The organism is Notoacmeibacter marinus, from assembly GCF_002238045.1.
Lineage (GTDB): Bacteria > Pseudomonadota > Alphaproteobacteria > Rhizobiales > Rhizobiaceae > Notoacmeibacter > Notoacmeibacter marinus.
Genome location: NZ_NBYO01000001.1, coordinates 1,337,361 through 1,356,596, shown reverse-complemented (window position 1 = coordinate 1,356,596; position 19,236 = coordinate 1,337,361). Strand labels below are relative to the sequence as shown.

Here is a 19,236-nt window from a genome sequence, read left to right as displayed (position 1 = left end):
CGCTTTCTTCGACTTCGTTACGGCTGAAACCGCTCAGCCCGCCTCCATCCGCACCAGCAGATCCTTGGCGTCGATCTGGTCGCCCGGCGCAACCAGCACGTCCGCCACCTTCCCGTCCGCTTCGGCGTGAAGCGCGGTTTCCATCTTCATCGCCTCGATCGAGACAAGAACATCACCGGCTTTCACGTCCTGCCCGGTTTTCACCGCCACCGAGGAGATGACGCCCGGCATGGGCGCGCCGATATGCGCGGTATTTCCGGCTTCCGCCTTGGCCCGCGCCTTCACCGCATCGCCGCCATGCAGGCGGTCCGGCACTTTGACCCGGCGCGGCTGGCCGTTCAACTCGAAAAAGACGGTCTTCTCGCCCTTCTCGTCGGTTTCGCCGACGGCAAGCGTGCGGACGGTCAGCGTCTTGCCCTGCTCGATGGTGATATAGGTCTCTTCCTCGACCGGCAGGCCGTAGAAATAGATCGGGGTCGCCAGCGCATCGACCGGCCCGTATTCTTCGCGGACGGTCATGAAGTCGGTGAAGACCTTCGGATACATCAGATAGGAGGCAAAGCGCCGGTCATCGATGGAATGGCCCAGCTTCTCCTCGATTGTTTTGCGCTCCTCGGCGAGATCGGCATCCGGCAGGCGCGAACCCGGCCGCACCGTATAGGCATCTTCGCTCTTCAGCACCTTTTTCTGAATATCGTCCGGCCAGCCGTTCGGCGGCTGCCCGAGATCGCCCCGCATCATTGAGACCACGCTGTCGGGAAAGGCGATGTCCCGGTTCGGATCCTTCACATCGGCGATGGTGAGATCCTGGCTCACCATCATCAGCGCCATATCGCCGACGACCTTGGAGGACGGCGTCACCTTGACGATATCGCCGAACATCATGTTGACGTCGTGATAGGCCTGCGCGACTTCGTGCCAGCGGCTTTCCAGGCCGAGGCTGCGGGCCTGCTCCTTCAGATTGGTGAACTGACCGCCAGGCATCTCGTGCAGATAGACTTCCGAGGCCGGACTCTGGGAGATGTTCTCGAATGCGGCATATTGCGCGCGTACCGCTTCCCAGTAGAAGCTGATCCGCCGGATCCACGCGGGATCGAGACCGGTATCGCGTTCGGTGCCCGACAGCGCTTCCACGATGGAGCCGAGGCAGGGCTGGCTGGTATTGCCGGAGAACGAATCCATGGCCGCGTCGACCGCGTCGACGCCGGCATCGACCGCCGCCAGGATCGAGGCGGCCGCGATGCCGCTCGTATCGTGCGTATGGAAATGGATCGGAAGGTCCGTCGCCTCACGCAGCGCCTTGAACAGTACCGTTGCCGCTGCCGGCTTCAGCAGGCCCGCCATATCCTTGACGGCCAGAACGTGCGCGCCGGCATCCTCAAGCTCCTTGGCAAGCGAAACGTAGTATTTCAGATCGTATTTGGAGCGGTCGGGATCGCGAATGTCGCCCGTATAGCAAAGCGCCGCTTCGATGATCTTGCCGCTTTCGCCAACCGCATCCATGGCGATGCGCATGTTCTCCACCCAGTTCAGACAGTCGAAGACGCGGAAGATGTCGACGCCGCCCTCTGCCGCCTGCTGCACGAAATAGCGCACCACATTGTCCGGATAATTGGTGTAGCCGACGCCATTGGCGCCGCGTAGCAGCATCTGCGTGAGCATGTTCGGCGCCGCCTCGCGGATCGCGCTCAACCGGTCCCACGGATCTTCGGTCAGGAAGCGCATGGACACGTCGAACGTCGCGCCGCCCCAGCACTCCAGCGAAAGGAGCTGCGGCAGAGCGCGGGCGTAAGTGCCGGCGATCGCCGTGATGTCGTGGCTGCGCATGCGGGTGGCAAGCAGGCTCTGATGAGCGTCGCGCATCGTCGTGTCGGTGACGAGTACGCGGGTCTGCTCACGCATCCATTCGGCAAATCCCTTCGCACCCCTCGTTTCGAAGACCTGCCGCGCGCCATCCGGCGCGGCGCCGTCGAAATAGGGTGGCACCGGTGCAGACGCATCCGCTGGCGGGCGTGGCCGGCCACGCGTTTCGGGATGACCGTTCACCGTCGCATCCGCCACATAGCGCAGAAGCTTGGTCGCACGGTCCTGCCGCTTCACCGACGAGAACAGTTCGGGCGTATTGTCGATGAACTTCGTGGTGTAGCTGTTATCCTGAAACTTCGGATGGCTGATAATCGCCTCGAGGAAGGTCAGATTCGTCGCCACGCCGCGGATGCGGAATTCGCGTAGCGCGCGGTCCATCCGCGCGATGGCCTCTTCCGGCGTCGGCGCCCAGGCTGTGATCTTCTCCAGAAGCGGATCGTAGAAGCGCGTGATGACCGCGCCGGAATAGGCCGTGCCGCCATCAAGCCGAATGCCGAAGCCGGTCGCCCCGCGATAGGCGGTGATGCGGCCGTAATCGGGAATGAAGTTCTGTTCGGGGTCCTCGGTCGTGATGCGGCATTGCAGCGCATGGCCGTTCAGCTTGATGTCGGCCTGCGCCGGCACCTTGCTTTCCGGCGTGCCGATGGCCTCGCCCTCCAGGATGCGGATCTGCGCTTTCACGATGTCGATGCCGGTCACTTCCTCGGTGACGGTGTGCTCCACCTGAATGCGTGGATTGACCTCGATGAAATAGAAGGCGCCCGTGTCGGAATCCATCAGGAACTCCACGGTGCCCGCGCCAATATAATCCGTCGCCTCCGCGATCCTCAGCGCGTGAGACGAAAGCTCCTGCCGCTGTGCATTGTCGAGATAGGGGGCCGGCGCACGCTCCACCACCTTCTGGTTGCGCCGCTGGATCGAGCAGTCGCGCTCGAACAGATGCACCTGATTGCCGTGCGTATCGCCCAGCACCTGCACCTCGACGTGCCGCGCCCGTTCCACCAGCTTTTCCAGATAGACTTCGTCTTTGCCAAAGGCGGCGCGGGCCTCGCGCTTGGCTTCGGTCACCTCCCGGGCAAGATCATCCGCCGAGCGAATGGCGCGCATGCCGCGCCCGCCGCCGCCCCAGCTCGCCTTGAGCATGACCGGATAGCCGATCTCCTCGGCCATTTCGGCGACCTTATCCATATCCTCCGGCAAGGGCTCCGTCGCGGGCACGACTGGCACACCGACCTCGACGGCCAGGTTGCGCGCGGCGACCTTGTTGCCGAGGCGGCGCATGGTGTCGGGCTTCGGGCCGATGAAGACGATGCCGGCCTCGGCGCAGGCGTCGGCAAATTCCGGGCTCTCCGACAAAAGGCCGTAACCGGGGTGGATGGCGTCCACCTTGGCCATCCTGGCGACGCGGATCACCTCGTCGATCGACAGATAGCTTTCGATCGGCCCGAGATCCGTCTTCAGGTGCGGACCCCGACCGATCTGGTAACTCTCGTCGGCTTTGAACCGGTGCAGCGCATATTTGTCCTCTTCGGCCCATATGGCGACCGTCTCGATACCGAGTTCATTGGCGGCGCGAAAAACGCGGATGGCGATTTCGGAGCGGTTGGCGACGAGGAGCTTCTTGATCTTCACGTTGGCGGATCCTTGGAACAGAAGGGCGCAGGCGCTAACCGGCACCGAAGTTAGAAGGCAGGCGCAGAAGAATTTGCTGCAACGCAAGATGAACTACATGATGCCGCTGGGGCACTCAAGCGCATCGTCGATTGGGTGCCTTGCAAAAAAACGGGCCCGGCGATTGCCGGACCCGTTCTATAGAGGCCCTCCCGGCCGAAGCCGGAAGGATCGGACGTAATGGATTACTGAGCCTTCTTTTCTTCGCCAGCTTCCATATTGTCGTTAGCGGCATCGTCGGTCTTTTCCATCGATGCGTCGTCTTTCTTCTCCATGCCGGTGTCGGCCATCGCAGTGTCCATCTGCGTGTACTTGCCACCGCTCCACTCATAGAAGACGTAGCCCGGAAGCGAGACGTCACCCTTGTCGTCGAAGCTGAGATTGCCGAGCACCGTGTCGAACTCGCCATCGTCCAGCGCCGTCACCATGGCGTCGAACTCGGTGGAGCCTGCCGTTTCGGCCGCCTGTTTGAAGGCCTGGATCGCCGCATAGGTGTAGAGCACATAGCCCTCGGTCGGCTTACCGGCATCTTCCAGTTCCTTGACGATCTCGGCCGCGCCTTCATTGTTGCGCGGATCGGGCGAGAAGGTCATCAGCGTGCCTTCGCCGGCATCGCCGGTGATGGCCCAGTACTCGTCGGTGACGAGCGCATCGCCGGAAACGATCTGCAGGTCCATGCCCTGTTCCTTGGCCTGACGGGCCATCAGACCGGCTTCGGTGTGATAACCGCCGACATAAAGGACGGTCACGCCCTCTTCCTTCAGCTTGGAGATCAGGGCCGAGTAGTCCTTTTCACCGGCACTGTAGGATTCGACGACCGTAGCGTCCTTGCCTGCAGCTTCCATGGCCGCCTGTGTCTGATCGGCGAGGCCTTTGCCGTAAGCGGTCTTGTCGTTGATGACCGCAATATTGGCGTCGGCAAAGTTCTTGGCGAGATACGCGCCGGCCGTTTCACCCTGCTGATCGTCGCGTCCGCAGACGCGATAGATACCGGGTCCGGGGCGATCGTCCGTATAGGCCGGGTTGGTGGAGGCCGGCGTGATCTGAATGATACCCTCATCGGCATAGACCGAGGAAGCGGGGATCGACGAGCCCGAGCAGAAGTGCCCGGCCACGAAGGCCACGCCCTGCGAGGCGAAATCCTGGGCGACGGCCACGGCCTGTTTCGGATCGCAGGCATCGTCACCCACGACCAGTTTCAGCATTTCGCCGTTGACGCCGCCGGCTTCGTTGATGTCGGCGACGGCCTGTTCGGCGCCAGCCTGCATCTGAGCGCCGAAGGATGCGTATTGACCCGTGATCGGTCCGGCCACAGCGACGAGAATTTCAGCGGAAGCGGGCGCCGCACCCATGAAACCGAGGGCCACGCCAGCAAGAAGTAGTTTCTTCATGTTCGCTCCAAATTCCACCCTGTTTTTGTCGGGCCTGCAGCACGGTGGGTGTGTGCCGGCTGCCTCCCTAGTCCCTGTGAAACGCATGAAAGCGTATCACGCTGCCGTTGAAAAGGGGGCACCGCGCTGGAATTTCAAGACTTTCGCTTCCAGGTCAGTGGCGAACTCTTTTCAAAAGTGAAGCTGTATTGCTGGCTCATCTGCTTTGCGCGGGTCAATTGGCGGCCAAGCCATGCAAAGCCGGCGAGGACCAGAACATCGATCAGATAATAGTAGGGCTGCAGCAATGTGCCCTCGAAGAGAGCGAAGTGTAAGAACCGCACGGCACAGCCGAGCAGCAGCACGTAAAGGCCCAGTTCGCGCGGACCGCGCCAGTCTGCTGCGGCGGCACGACCGGTCATGAACGCGGCCCCGCCGCCCAGAAAGACCGTGACGAGCAGAAAGTCCGCTAGACCAACTTCCCAGATCGGGTTCATAGAAACCTCCTAATGCGCGCCGCCTTCGAGATAGGCCGCGCGAACATCCTCCCGCTTGAGCAGTTCCGCGCCCGTGCCCGTCATGGTGATCTCGCCATTCACGAGAACATAGCCGCGATGGGCCAGTTTGAGCGCATGAAACGCGTTCTGTTCCACGAAGAAGACGGTCAGCCCCTCATTGCGGTTCAGTTCGCGCACCGCCTCGAAAATCTGTTTGACGATCAGCGGCGCCAGGCCAAGCGACGGCTCGTCCAGCATCAGCATTTTCGGCCGGCTCATCAGCGCGCGCCCGATCGCCAGCATCTGCTGCTCGCCTCCGGACAGCGTGCCGCCTCTCTGGGCCGAACGCTCCTTCAGACGCGGGAAAAGGTCGAACACCTTGTTCAGATCTTCGTCGAAGTACTGTTCGTCGACGAGGCTGGCGCCCATTTGCAGGTTTTCCATCACCGTCATGCGGGCGAAGATGCGCCGCCCTTCCGGCGACTGTGCGATCCCCTTGCGCATGATCAGATGCGTCGGCGTGGTCGTGATGTCTTCCCCGTCGAACAGGATCTGACCGGCCTTGGCGCGCGGCGTGCCGCAAATGCTCATCATCAAAGTGGATTTACCGGCGCCGTTGGCGCCGATCAACGTGACGATCTCGCCCTTGGCGACTTCCACATCCACACCGCGCAAGGCGACGATCTTGCCATAAGCGGCATGAAGGCCCTCGACCTTCAGCATCGGGTGCGCGCTCATGCCTCGCCTCCCTGGGTTCCGGCCTGGTGTTCGCCGCGATGCAGATCGGCGCGAATGTCTTCGTCGTCGATCTCAGATTCATCGTCGACGCCAAGATAGGCGGCGATCACCTTCGGATCGTTGCGAACCGCATCCGCTGTCTCGTCGGCGATCTTGCGCCCGTAATCGAGCACCACGACGTGGTCGGAAATCTTCATCACCACGCCCATATCGTGTTCGATCAGCAGAATGGACGTGCCCGTCTCCGAGCGGATGAACTGCAACAGCGCATTGAGTTCGGCCGATTCACGGGGGTTCAGACCAGCCGCCGGCTCGTCCAGACACAGAAGATGCGGCTCTGAGCACATCGCTCTGGCGATTTCCAAACGCCGCTGATCGCCATAGGGCAGATCCGCCGCCGGGTCGTCGGCGCGATGGATCAGCTGGCACTGCTCCAGCCAGTAGATCGCGCGATCCTTCGCCTCCTTCGCCGCCGAGCGGTAGGAGGGCAGGTTCAGAAGGCCGGCGATCGAAAAGCCCGATGCCCGCATCAGCGGATTGTGCTGGGCGACCAGAAGGTTTTCCAGACAGGTCATGCCCCCGAAAAGACGGATGTTCTGGAACGTCCGCGCCACCTTTGCCGTGCTGCTGATGGTGAAATCCGGCATCCGTTCCAGCAGGAAGACGGCGCCGTCCTCCTGACGGGCGTAGCGCGCTGCCGAATCGGTCAGTTCCTCCACCGCTTCGTCGCGCCGGCCCGGACCGTGGCGCATCACGATGCGGCCTTCCGTCGGCTTGTAGAACCCTGTCACGCAGTTGAAGACGGTGGTCTTGCCGGCGCCGTTCGGCCCGATCAGCGCGGTGATGTCGCCGCGCCCGACGGTAAAGGACAGATTGTCCACCGCAACGAGGCCGCCGAACCGCATGGTCAGGTTCTCGACGGTCAGAAGGGGATCGTTTTCCCAGGGATACCGGGATGTCGTGGTCACATTCATTGGATTAGTGCCCCTCGCCCTGAGCGACGACGTCGGCTCCGATACTCTTGCGTTCCTTATAGACCGCGCTGGGCTGGCGCGCCGAGATCAATCCGCGCGGCTTCCAGACCATGATCAGCACCATGGCAAGGCCGAAGATCAACATGCGGAACTGTGTCGGATCGAAATTCTCGCCAAACACCACCGACAGGAAGCCGATATTGCGCAGCAATTCGATCCCGCCGATCATCACGATGGAGGCGAACACGACACCGATCTGGCTGCCGAGGCCGCCAAGGACGACGATGGCCAGGATGATCGCGCTTTCGATGAAGGTGAAGCTCTCCGGGCTGATGAAGCCCTGCCGGGTGGCGAAGAACGAGCCGGCGAAACCGCCGAACATCGCGCCGATCGAGAAGGCCGACAGCTTGACGAGCGTGGTGTTGATGCCGAGCGAGCGGCAGGCGATCTCGTCTTCGCGCAAGGCCTCCCATGCGCGTCCGACCGGCAGCCGGCGCAGCCGCATCGTGGCGAAATGGGTGATCAGCGCCAGCACGAAGATGATGTAGTAGAAGAAGATGAACCGGTGGATGGTGTCGTAGTCGAGGCCGAAAATATCGGCAAAGCCGCCCTCGCCTCGATTGAACTCGATGCCGAACAGGGTCGGTTTTGGAATGCGGCCGATCCCGTCTGGCCCGCCCGTGAACTCCGACCAGTTCAGAAGCACCACGCGGATGATCTCACCGAAAGCCAGCGTCACGATGGCGAGATAGTCGCCGCGCAGGCGCAGAACCGGAAAGCCCAGCATGATGCCCCACATCGCGGCGAAAAGCCCCGCCAGCGGCAGCGCCATCCAGAAGCCGAAGCCGAAATACTGCGCCAGAAGCGCATAGGCATAGGCGCCGACGGCGTAGAACGCGACGTAACCGAGATCGAGGAGGCCGGCGAGGCCCACCACGATATTCAGCCCCCAGCCCAGCATCACATAGGTCAGGATCAGGATCGAAATATCGATGAGCTGACGGTCGCGATTGGGGAAGAGGAACATGACGATCCACGGCAGCATGAGCGCCACGACGAAGAGCACGCGCAGCGCCCATTTGCCGAAGGTGCTGATCCGGTCGGCCTTCTTCTGAGCGGCGACACCCGTTGCGGCCGTGCCGATCTTGCCGGTCGCCCGGGAAATGAGAACGACCAGCCCCAGCAGAATAGCGCCGAACACCGTACCGATGAGGATCGATCCGAGAAGCTCTTCGAACTGGCCCGTGCCGAACAGAATGTCGCCAAGCGGATGCCAGGCGTAGAGGATCACGAAGCCCAGAATGAAGAGCCCCGAGACCATTGCCCGAACGCGTGGGCCCGCCGGCGACAGCAGATAGGCGTCGACGAGAAGCTTGCCGAAAAAGGCGAAGATCAGCGCCAGCGCATAGAGGCTCCAGCGCCAGGTAATGTCGAGCCCGCCAGGCGCAATGCTGGTGCGGATCGGGAAGAAGAAGAAGGCCAAAACAGCGGTGATGAAGGTGGCGATCGCCGCCTGCTTCACGCGCTCCGACAAACCGCGCGGCCCGGTGCTGACAACGAGGTTCGGGGCTTCGGCCCGCTCTTCCGTCTTGATCTGCGCCCCTTCGGGATGCGTGGTCGCGACCGGCTGATCCTGGCCGGTTCCGCTCTCGGTTTCGCCCGCCATCAGACCTTCTCCACTTCCGGCTTGCCGAGAAGACCACTCGGCATGAAGATCAGCACGATGGCGAGGATCGAGAACGCCGCCACATCCTTGTATTCCACGGAGAAGTAAGCGCTCCAGAACACTTCGATCAGGCCGAGCACGATGCCGCCGAGCATGGCGCCGGGCAGCGATCCGATTCCGCCCAGCACGGCCGCGGTGAACGCTTTGATGCCGGCAAGGAACCCGATGTAGAAGTCCAGCACGCCATAGAGCAGCAGGAACATCAGTCCGGCCACGGCGGCGAGCGCGGCGCCCATCACGAAGGTCAGGCTGATCGTCTTATCGACGTCGACGCCCAGCAGCGCCGCCATTTTCTGATCCTGCTCGCAGGCCCGCTGCGATCGTCCGAGCGCTGTTTTGGTGATCAGGAACGTGAACCCGACCATCAGAACGAATGTCGAGACGATGATCAGAAGCTGCATCCAGGAAAGCTGCACGATGATGCCACCATCGCTGCGCCCGTCGAACAGCGGAATACCGCCGGAAATGATCGGCTGGATCGGCTTGACGCGCGCACCCTGCGTCACCTGAATGAAGTTCTGCAGAACAATGCTCATGCCGATGGCCGTGATGAGCGGCGCAAGGCGAAACGATCCGCGCAGTGGCCGATAGGCGATCCGCTCGACCGTCCAGCCCCATACGGCTGTGAACACCATCGAGATCACCAGCACCAGCAATAGCGCGAGAACCAGCATGGTGGCGCCCGTTGCGCCACTAATGCCGAGAAGGAGAATGACGGCGAGCGCCACATAGGCGCCCACAGTAAAGATATCGCCATGAGCAAAATTGATCATGCCGATAATGCCGTAGACCATCGTATAGCCGATGGCGATGAGCCCGTAGATAGAGCCAAGCGTCAGCCCATTGATGAGCTGCTGTATGAAATATTCCATTGAAGGTTCGGTATCCCCATGGGCCGGCGGCCTGTTTGGGTGACAATAATCTTAGAATTTAAGGCGCGCCAACCCCCTTCCGCCTATTTTTTCCACAGCTTGAGGTATCGCTTAGATATTGTGCGGTGCGGTCGCTGGCGAACCGGTCATGCCGCGCTAGGTCATGATTCGCTCCCGCTTCGCGCGTGCCATGAAGGATGGTGGATGATGCCCAGGACACTTCGCCTGATTCTCGGCGATCAGCTTTCCACCGACATTGCCACGCTGCGCGACGCCGATCCACGTAATGACATCGTCCTGATGGCCGAACTGTCGGACGAAGCCACCTATGTGAAGCACCACAAGAAAAAGATCGCTTTTCTTTTTTCCGCAATGCGTCATTTCGCCGCCGACCTGGAAGAACGGGGATACGCGGTGCACTATCGCAAGCTCGACGAGGCGAATGGTCCGCAAAGCTTCACCCAGGCGCTCATAGATGCGGTGAACGAATTCGCGCCGGATCGGATCGTCGTTACCGAAGCCGGCGAATGGCGCGTCCAGCAGATGATCGAGGGCTGGGTCGAAATGTTCGACTGCGCGGTCGAGGTGCGGGCGGACGACCGCTTCCTGTGCACCCATGAGGAATTTCGCGACTGGGCCGAGGGCAACAAGACGCTGCGCATGGAATATTTCTACCGCACCATGCGCAGGAAGTACGCCATCATGATGGAGGATGGCGAGCCGGCTGGCGGGCAGTGGAACTATGACAAGGACAATCGCGAGCCCCTCGATGGCCAGGTCGAAATCCCGGACCGGCCCGACTGGACGGTCGACGCGATCACGCAGGAGGTGATCGATCTGGTCGAAAGCCGGTTTTCGGATCATTTCGGCACGCTGGACAATTTCGCCTATCCGGTCACGCGGCGACAGGCCACGCACTATCTCAACTGGTTCATCGAAGAGGCCCTGCCCTGCTTCGGTCGATATCAGGACGCGATGAAACAGGGCCGCCCGCTCATTTTCCACTCCCACCTGTCGGCGCTCATCAATTGCGGGCTGCTCTCGCCGATGGAAGCGGTCGAGAAGGCCGAGCAGGCCTGGCGGGCGGGCCATGTGCCGATCAATGCCGCGGAAGGCTTCATCCGCCAGATCATCGGCTGGCGCGAATTTATTCGCGGCGTCTATTGGAGCCAGATGCCCGGCTATGGCCGGTCGAACAAATTGCTGGCGCAACGGCCCTTGCCCGACTTCTTCTGGACCGGGGATGCGAAGATGAACTGCATGAAGCAGTCCATTGCCGAGACCCGCGACAATGCCTACGCCCACCATATCCAGCGGCTGATGGTCATCGGCAATTTCTGCCTTCTGGCCGGTCTCGATCCGAAGGAGGTGCAGGAATGGTATCTGATCGTCTATCACGACGCCTATGAATGGGTCGAAATGCCCAATGTCGTCGGCATGATCCTCTTCGCCGATGGCGGCCTGTTCGCATCCAAGCCCTATGCCGCCTCCGGCAGCTACATCAACAAGATGAGCGATTACTGCGTCCATTGCGACTATGCGGTCAAACGCAGGCACGGACCGGATGCGTGCCCCTTCAACTATCTCTATTGGGACTTCCTCGACCGCAATCGCGACAGGCTGAAGGACAATCCGCGTATCGGCATGATGTACAAGACGCTGGACCGGTTCGATGACGAGAAGGTCGAGACGATCCGCGAAGACGCCAAACGGTTTCTCGACGCGCTTTGACAACAAAAAAGGGCGGCACGGCACCGCCCTCATGATCGACCGCGATGGGCGGCCTCAATTCGTCTCGATGACTCCGCAGGCAATCCGGTCTCCGGCATCGCCGCTCGGCTGGCTCTGATAATCGTCTGCCCCGGAATGGATCAGGATGGCCGACCCGTCTTCGTCCATCAGATAGCCGTCCTCGCCTTCGTTCAGACTGATCCGCGTGTTCAGGACTTCCTGCTTGAGTGCTCCGCTATCGTCGACATGGATGTTCGGCATGTCGCCGGGATGCGGACCGCCCTCGGCCAGAAAGCCATGGTCCTTGCCCTCGGCGAAATGCCCGCCGGCGGCCTTGAAGTCGGGAGCGCACTTGCCGGTCTCGTGGATATGGAACCCATGAACACCGGCGGGAACGTCCTTCAGATCCAGTGTCAGGAGCACGCCATTGGGCGTCTGCTTGAGCATGACCGAACCGTGATCGGCGCCATCCGCGCCTTTGAGCGCGGCCGTCGCTGAAGCCATGGCGCCGCCTTCGTCTTGAGACAGAGCCGGTGCGGCCATGGTGGAAAGGCAAAGAGCCAGAATGGCTGTCGAGGTGATGCGCATAAAAAAGGTCTCCTCACAAGTGACTTGCGGGAGACCAACGCCATTGCGGCAAAAGCTGTTCCAGGCAAACTCCGGCGATCAGGCCGCAGCGGCGAGATCCTGCGCTATGGCTGCGTAATCGGATGGCTTCTGATAGATGCGCGAGCGCGGCAGGCCCTCGTCACAAAGCTGGTTGGGGCTCTGAGACGTCACGATCGCAAAGGGGACGCCATGGTCCTGCAGCCATTGGGCGATCGGGGCGGATGTGCCGTCCGGCAGATTGAAATCCAGAAGGGCGGCGTCCACCTTGGCATTCTGAAGAATGCTCATGGCGTCTCTCACCGTCCGGGCGATGCTCGCAACGCCGTGACCAGCCGATTCCAGGCTGTCCTCCGCATCCATGGCAATCAGCATCTCGTCTTCTACAATTAGGACGTTCTTAAATAAAACTGTCATCATTTTATTGTCCTTTCGGGAAGAACAATGTTCGATCATCGCTTTAGTTTCTCCCAGATACGAAAAGAGCATGTTTATCGTTATCGAACGGTAAAGTGTGCCGGTTCGCGACAGCTCGATCGGAAGCCGAACTGCAGAAAATGCGTGAATCTGGCCGGTTTCACTGCCGCGAAGTGGCTGGATCGACGAGCCGTTCCGCGCTGTCGGGCAGTTCCAGATCGAATATGACACGCAGCCCATCGGCCTCGAAACGTCGCTCCAGTCCGATCGCCGTCATCTGAAGCAGGCGCGTTCCGAACCCGGTCGTATCGCTCTCGTCACAGGATTGGGACGGCGAGTGTTTTTCCTTCCAGACGAAATGCAGACGCCGCCTGTCCCCCATCGTCCATGTAATCGAAAGCGCCCCTTCGTCCGACGCCAGCGCGCCATGCTTGATCGCATTGGTTCCGAGTTCGTGAATGACCAGGCCGAACTGCGTGGCGGTTTCCGCCGGTAGCAGAACGACCGGCCCGGAAATCTCGATCGACCGGTCCGCGCCGAGAAGCGGGCGCAACTGCGAATGGATCACCTCGCGAAGACTCGGCGCCGACCAGTCGCGTTCCGTCAGAAGAGCATGACTTGCCGAAAGGCTGGCGATCCGGCCCATGAAGCTGTCGGCGAAATTCTGGGGGCTGTCGGCCGTCCGCAAGGTTTGCCGGGCCATGCCCTGGATCACGGCCAGCGTGTTCTTCACCCTGTGTGAGAGTTCGCGCATGAGAAGCGATTGTCGCTCCACACTCCGTTGCTGTTCCGTCATGTCGCGCATGATGGTCGATAGCGATGTCACGACGCCGTCGTCCTTATGGGCGATGAGCACCTGACTGACGGGAATGCGCCGTCCATTCGCCAGTTCCAGCGTGTTTTCACCCATCCAGAACCCGTCGGTGAAGAGCGTATCACGCTGATCGTCGGTGAGATTGGCGAAGAGATTGGGCGCTTCGTCGGGCACGGGATCGTGCGCATCGCTCCGGTCGCGGCCTTCGGAAAGCAGCCGGCGACCGCCCGGATTAAGAAAGCTCACCGATCCGTCGGGCGTGCCGAACGCCACATAGTCGGGCGTGGCATCGACAATATCGCCGAGGCTGCGCGACAATTTCTCCGCAGCGCGGCGCGAGGTGATGTCGATACCGGACAGCACCACCGAGCCGGTGATCGGCGCGCCCTGCAATGGCGCGATCTGCAAATCGATCCAGAAAGCTTCGAAACTCTGCCCGTCCGGCCCGCTCATGCGAATATCGAAACGGGACGTTTCGCCGTCCCGCGTGGCCGCCTGCACCGCTTCGCGCACCATGGAGGCGGCATCGGCGCTGCCGTCCCACCAGGTCTCGTTCCAGATCTTCGTGCCGAGAAGGCCCGTCATCGAACGATCGGTGCGCACGAAGTCGCCCTCATTGGTTTCCACAACCGTGCCATCCGGGCCGACCACCGCCACCCAGGCAGCCAGACTATCGAGAATGCCGCGCAACAGACGTTCATGCTGGCGTACGCGCCGCTCGACGCGCTTCCGCTCGGTGATGTCGCGCACCGAGCCGCGAGCCATGATCCGCGTGGCGCCCATGCTGCGGCGTTCATGAGCGATCCTGCCATTGATCGAAACCCAGCGCGGCAGTGCGGTTGCCTTGTCGTCGATGCGCGGCTCCACGGTGAAGGTCGTGCCGTCGGACTGGTCGTCATGCAGAAGAATCGGCCGAAGCGCGACCGCGTCATCCGGGTTTAGCTGGTTCAAAAAGCTGATGATCCTGATGGGCTGGTTCGAAGCCGGAAGATCGAGCACCTGGCGGATGCGCTCATCGACGAGCATGACGCCGGTTTTCAGATTGGCTTCGAAGAAACCGAGCCCGGCAGCATCGGCCGCGAGCGAAAGTCGGTCCTGCTGCTTCTTCTGCCGGGAATAGTCGATGACCCCGACCACCAGGGCGATCGCTCCAACGATGAAGAGCTGTTGCTGTAGAAAGGCGGTGCGGCCCTGAACCATGTCCACGCCCATTACCGTGTCCGCCTGCCAGATCAGATTGACGCTGTAGAGCAGGCCGACCAGCGCCACCGCCAGCGAGGCGCCCCGCACATCATAGGCAAGCGAGGCCCAGATGATCAGTGGCGCCACATGGATGAAGCGCAGATAGATGCTGTCTGTCAGAAGAAGCACACTGGTGGCGCTGACGATGAGTGCGACGATCAGGACCAGAAGGCCCGGACGTTGCGGCACGCCATATCGCCACCAGCTTTCCAGAAGCGGCCAGATGGTGACGATGCCGACCAGTTGGCCGAGCAACAGCACGAGACCCAGATCGTGCCAGCGGTCGGCGGGCAGATGTCCGTTCTGCGTCTCGACGATCAGCGAGGTGCCGACGGTGGCCAAAGCGCTCGGTATGCCCGCGACCAGAAGAAATAACAGGAGTGAGGAAACACGCTCGAAGGGGTCGCGCACGCCAATCAGCCGTGCCGCCGCAACCCCGGCCATCGGGCCTGCCACGTCGACGGCGGCGATGACCAGCATCTCACCCAAGGCCAGATTGCCGGCGAAAAAGCGCAGCGCCAGAAGGCTGGCCAGGAAGAGACTTGGAACGACGCGATAGCCGAACAGCGAAATCATGGCGAGCGCCACGCCCGCCGCAGGCCAGATCGGGGCAAACGTATCGGTGCGGTCGGACAGGTAAAGCACACCGCCCGACGCCGTGAAGAAGAAGAGAAAGGCAACGACGTTGGCCGGCAGTAGACCGAGCCGACGCTGGTGCAATTCACCCAGAATGTTGCCGGTCAATCGATAGTCCATGAACCCTGCCAAATCCATCGCAAACATGGACAAGCTTCGGGCAGAATACAACGGATAGTCGTTTCCGATCCCATAGCTTTGTTCAAAGTGGCAGCCACCGCCCGCCGGCGCGACCCGGCGATCAGGCGGCGCGTGGCACCACGCCCGGCGACGCGGTATATTTCAGCACCGGTCCCGCTTCGATCAGCCTTGTGACCTGTTCGGCAGGCATCGGTTTGCCGAGAAGGAAGCCCTGCATTTCCGAGCAGCCATGCTCGCGCAGAAAGTCGATATGGCTTTGCATGTCGACGCCTTCGGCCACGACCTTGAAGTCCATCATCCGGCCCAGACCGATCACCGAGCGTACGATTTCGTAGGCCTGCGGATTATGCGTGATTTTCTCGATGAAGCTCCGGTCGATCTTCAGCGTATCGAAGGGGAAGGCCATGAGAGCCGATAGCGAGGAATAGCCCGTGCCGAAATCGTCCATGGCGATCGATATGTCCATGGCCCGCAACTTGCGCAGCACGTCCAGCGTCCGCTCCGTATCCCCGATAAGGAGGGATTCGGTGATCTCGATTTCAAGCCGTTTGGGATTGAGACCGGTCGTCAGGAGCGTTTCGCGTACCGTTTCGACCAGATCGGTATGGATGATCTGAACGGGCGAGACATTGATCGCGAGCTGAAGATCGCGCGGCCAGTGATAGGCGATGGAGCAGGCCTTCTCCATCAGGCATCGGCCCAGTTCGATGATCATGCCATACTCTTCGGCAATCGAGATGAACTCGACCGGTGAAATCGGTCCGAGCTCGGGGTGGGTCCATCGCGCCAGCGCTTCGAAACCGGTCAGGCGACAATCGCCGACCCTGGCTTTCGGCTGGAAATGCACTTCGATGGCGCGGTCCTCCAGCGCCTTCTGCAGATCGGCGGCCAATGTCCGCCGCTTGCGGAGAGCCCGGTCCATATTCTCGTCGAAGGTGCAAACGCGTTCCAGCGGGTTCTGTTTGATGCGCCCGATCGCGCAGCCCGCATTGGCCTGCAGTTCCTCCGCAGTGCGGCCGTGGTCCGGATAGATCGATATGCCGGCGCTGAGCGACACGTTGATCAGCTTCTTCTTGATGCTGAAGCTCTGGTCGCAGGCCTTGAGGACACGCCGAACGACCGAGGGCAGCTTGTCGTCATCGCTTTGTGTCTTCGGCTGAATGACAACGAATTCGTCGCCGCCCAGCCGGGCCAGATACTCATCTTCCCGCAGGCATTCGCGCATTCGCTTGGCAACGCTTCGGAGCAAGCCGTCTCCGGTCGCATGTCCGAAAACGTCGTTGATCTCCTTGAAGCGCTTCAGATCGAAGGTGACGAGGTAGAATTCGCGTTCCTCCAGCTTGGCCGAACGAATGCGCTTGTTGATTTCGCCGCTGAAACCGAGCCGGTTGGGCAGGCCGGTCAACGGATCGTGCGTGGCCAGGTGCGTGATGCGCTTCTCGGTGTCCCGCCGCTCTTCCAGAGCCATGGCGTGGCGCGTGACGTCGACCAGCACGATCGACCGGAAATCATGCGGCAGGTCGACGACACGGCTTTCGAACACACGGTCGCCGACGTGGATCTGGCCGGTTTCGTGGCGCAGGACTTTGGCCAGAAGTACGTCGGACTGAAAGCGGCCCGCGCTCGCCGCCGATTGTGCCGCGGCGCTCCAGAAGGCCGAATTGGCCATTCTCACACGGTTTTCGCCATCGATGACGGCGATGGCCGCCTCGGTGTTCTCCAGAACGGACATCGTCATGGCCTGTCGGTCATGGCCGTACACCGCATAGCGGATGGCGCGCTCCAGAATGGGCGCGGTCAGTTCGCCATGATGCAGCAGATCCGCTGCGCCGCTATATTCCATCTCGTCCGAATTCTGCCACTCGGGAGCTATCAGCACGATCGGCACCTGCCGGGCCTGCGCCTTCATCCAACACAGCAGTTCGGCGCCACAGCAGCCGGGAAGGTCGGCGGCAGCCAGGATCAAGTCGAATGTGTCGCGTTTGAGCAGGCCGATCATGGCGCCCGCGCTATGGCAGGTCGTGACCGAAAGCGATGTTCGGGTGAGTTCACTCAGAGCTTCGCGCACCACAAGCAACCGGTCGCGATCCGCGTCAGCAAGAAGAATACGATAGGTTTGCTTGGCCGGCATAGCCCTGAGTTCCTTTGGCAGCGAATATCAACTTGCAGCATCAACCCTTGACACCTGCTTAATTTGTAACGAATTGCACCTTACGTAATGTCAGGTTGGATATGATGTGCGCCGCTTCTGCCGCGAACCATTGACAAGAGACATAAAGAATTGTTTATGTCCTCGCGCCACCTGGAGCGCAGGTCGGTTCGCCGCTTGACTTCCCGCAGCGGTTGACCTCATGCCGCGCCGGAGGCCAGGGCCAATGGAGACCATGATGGCGATGCCGCATACGCCCCTTCGGGAGAGCACGGACCGGGCTCCCGTCATTCGGCTGGATGGCGCGAACGATGCCGATGTAAAGGTGTCCTACGAGTTTTTCCCGGCAAAGACCGAGAAGGCCGAGGCGGCTTTATGGGACGCCGTCAAACGACTGGAGATCCTCCAGCCCTCCTATGTATCCGTCACTTATGGCGCGGGTGGCACCACCCAGGAGCGCACTCTCGGCACCGTCGCCAGAATGGTGCGCGAGACGTCTCTGACGCCGGCTGCTCATCTGACCTGCGTCGGCGCAAGCTGCGCGACCATCGATGCGGTGGCCGATGAATTATGGGAGGCCGGTGTCCGGTCGATCGTCGCCCTGCGCGGCGATCCGCAGTCCGGCTTCGGCGGTCGCTACGAGCCGCATCCCGAGGGCTATCCCTATGCTCCGGAACTGATCGAGGGGCTGAAGAAACGCCATGATTTCGAGGTGTTCTGTTCGGCCTATCCCGAACGGCATCCCGAAAGCCCCGACTGGCAGACCGAACTCGACGTGCTGCGGCGCAAGGCCGACGCGGGCGCAAGTAAGGCCATCACCCAGTTCTTCTTCGAAGCGGACATCTTCTTTCGCTTCCGCGACCGTGTCGCCGATGCCGGGATCGACATCGACATCGTGCCGGGCGTCATGCTGCAACCCAATGTCGAGGGCCTGTCGCGCATGGCGAACGCCGTCGGCGTCGCGGTGCCGGACTGGTATCGGCGCCTCTTCGAAGGGCTGGAGGACGATCTTCCGACCCGCCAGATGCTCACGGCATCGGTTGCGACGGATCTGTGTGCCGAACTTTACGATGGCGGTGTTCGCGACTTTCACCTTTACACGCTGAACCGGGCGGACATCGCCATTGCGGTCAGCCGTGCGCTGGGCGAAGCCCATGCCCGTATCCGACACAGAGAATGAACTGTCAGGGCAGCTGCTTTGACATGCAGGCAAAATCCGGCACGGAAGGAATTGGCATGACTTCACCTCTGACAATGCTCGCGCTTTCCATGATCCGTCGTGGGGAAAAGCGGCTCGGCGTGACGCTGGACTATGTGCGCGAGATCGCGAAAACGGATTTTGGCCTTCTGATGCGTTACAACAGGCTGTTCGGCTTTCTCGATCCGAACCGCCATGCCCCGAAGGATGCTTACCATGTGGCGCGAATACGCGGCGCTTGCGTCGAAGTCGAGATCAACCTGGCCAGGCAGTCCGGAATGGATGACGCGACCATCGATCGCGCTTTGACTGGCCAGCACCTTACACCCGACCTGCAATGGGTTTGTCGGCTTGCCGACGCGACCGTCCGCGATCGAACCGACGACACCGAGGCCCGTGAGGCTGTCCGGGCGGCCTATGGCGACCCAGGTCTGATCGAACTGGCCTACGCCATGAACGGCGCGGCCATCCTGCCGGGCATCAAGCGCGCATTGGGCTATGCGACGGCTTGCAATATCGAAACGATGCGCCGGCTTGCGAAAGCCCAAACCGCAACAAGAACCGAACCGGCGGCCCAATAGGCCACCA

At 61.4% G+C, this 19,236-nt stretch carries 14 protein-coding genes; 3 read left to right on the top strand and 11 right to left on the bottom strand.

The annotated features are described in order from the left end of the window. Positions 1-33: 33 nt before the first annotated feature. The 7 genes from pyc to B7H23_RS06440 all read right to left on the bottom strand — a co-directional run bounded on the left by pyc (position 34) and on the right by B7H23_RS06440 (position 9,714). Positions 34-3,498 carry a pyruvate carboxylase gene (pyc, locus tag B7H23_RS06470; protein WP_094076927.1) on the bottom strand — a complete coding sequence of 1,155 codons (3,465 nt, stop codon included), beginning with the start codon at positions 3,496-3,498 and terminating at the stop codon, positions 34-36. A gap of 224 nt (positions 3,499-3,722) precedes the next feature. Next, positions 3,723-4,928, bottom strand: a complete 1,206-nt coding sequence (locus B7H23_RS06465; protein WP_094076484.1) for a branched-chain amino acid ABC transporter substrate-binding protein — start codon at positions 4,926-4,928, stop codon at positions 3,723-3,725. A 134-nt stretch (positions 4,929-5,062) separates the two neighbouring features. Next, positions 5,063-5,404 carry a DUF6867 family protein gene (locus tag B7H23_RS06460; protein ID WP_094076483.1) on the bottom strand — a complete coding sequence of 114 codons (342 nt, stop codon included), beginning with the start codon at positions 5,402-5,404 and terminating at the stop codon, positions 5,063-5,065. Between the two features lie 9 nt (positions 5,405-5,413). Further along, entirely contained in the window at positions 5,414-6,142 is a 729-nt protein-coding gene (locus B7H23_RS06455) for an ABC transporter ATP-binding protein (protein ID WP_094076482.1), read from the bottom strand. Then, entirely contained in the window at positions 6,139-7,116 is a 978-nt protein-coding gene (locus B7H23_RS06450; RefSeq protein ID WP_094076481.1) for an ABC transporter ATP-binding protein, read from the bottom strand. Before B7H23_RS06450 ends, B7H23_RS06455 begins: the two co-directional genes overlap by 4 nt. 4 nt (positions 7,117-7,120) lie before the next feature. Continuing rightward, positions 7,121-8,782 (bottom strand): high-affinity branched-chain amino acid ABC transporter permease LivM, encoded by a 1,662-nt coding sequence (livM, locus tag B7H23_RS06445; protein WP_240534990.1) that lies wholly within the window; start codon positions 8,780-8,782, stop codon positions 7,121-7,123. Further along, positions 8,782-9,714, bottom strand: coding sequence for an ABC transporter permease subunit (locus tag B7H23_RS06440; RefSeq protein WP_094076480.1), 933 nt, complete (start codon positions 9,712-9,714; stop codon positions 8,782-8,784). The genes livM and B7H23_RS06440 overlap by 1 nt, the downstream gene beginning before the upstream one ends. A 204-nt stretch (positions 9,715-9,918) precedes the next feature. Here B7H23_RS06440 and B7H23_RS06435 point away from each other — a divergent pair, with 204 nt between their 5' ends. Further along, positions 9,919-11,445 (top strand): cryptochrome/photolyase family protein, encoded by a 1,527-nt coding sequence (locus B7H23_RS06435; protein WP_338044320.1) that lies wholly within the window; start codon positions 9,919-9,921, stop codon positions 11,443-11,445. Positions 11,446-11,499: 54 nt separating this feature from the next. Here B7H23_RS06435 and B7H23_RS06430 read toward each other — a convergent pair whose 3' ends face one another. The 4 genes from B7H23_RS06430 to B7H23_RS06415 form a co-directional block, all read right to left on the bottom strand. Continuing rightward, on the bottom strand, positions 11,500-12,033 hold the full coding sequence (locus B7H23_RS06430) for a superoxide dismutase family protein (protein WP_094076479.1): 534 nt from the start codon (positions 12,031-12,033) through the stop codon (positions 11,500-11,502). A gap of 78 nt (positions 12,034-12,111) precedes the next feature. Continuing rightward, entirely contained in the window at positions 12,112-12,471 is a 360-nt protein-coding gene (locus B7H23_RS16010; protein ID WP_158215785.1) for a response regulator, read from the bottom strand. A 157-nt stretch (positions 12,472-12,628) separates the two neighbouring features. Next, positions 12,629-15,280, bottom strand: coding sequence for an HWE histidine kinase domain-containing protein (locus tag B7H23_RS06420; RefSeq protein ID WP_158215784.1), 2,652 nt, complete (start codon positions 15,278-15,280; stop codon positions 12,629-12,631). 121 nt (positions 15,281-15,401) lie between these two features. Further along, a complete protein-coding gene (locus B7H23_RS06415; protein WP_094076476.1) occupies positions 15,402-17,432 on the bottom strand; it encodes a putative bifunctional diguanylate cyclase/phosphodiesterase in 2,031 nt (676 codons plus the stop codon). 244 nt (positions 17,433-17,676) lie between these two features. On the opposite strand from B7H23_RS06415, the gene B7H23_RS06410 reads away from it, so the two are divergent. Continuing rightward, positions 17,677-18,630, top strand: a complete 954-nt coding sequence (locus B7H23_RS06410; protein WP_240534989.1) for a methylenetetrahydrofolate reductase — start codon at positions 17,677-17,679, stop codon at positions 18,628-18,630. A gap of 56 nt (positions 18,631-18,686) precedes the next feature. Beyond that, on the top strand, positions 18,687-19,229 hold the full coding sequence (locus B7H23_RS06405) for a carboxymuconolactone decarboxylase family protein (RefSeq protein ID WP_206608857.1): 543 nt from the start codon (positions 18,687-18,689) through the stop codon (positions 19,227-19,229). Positions 19,230-19,236 lie beyond the last annotated feature (7 nt).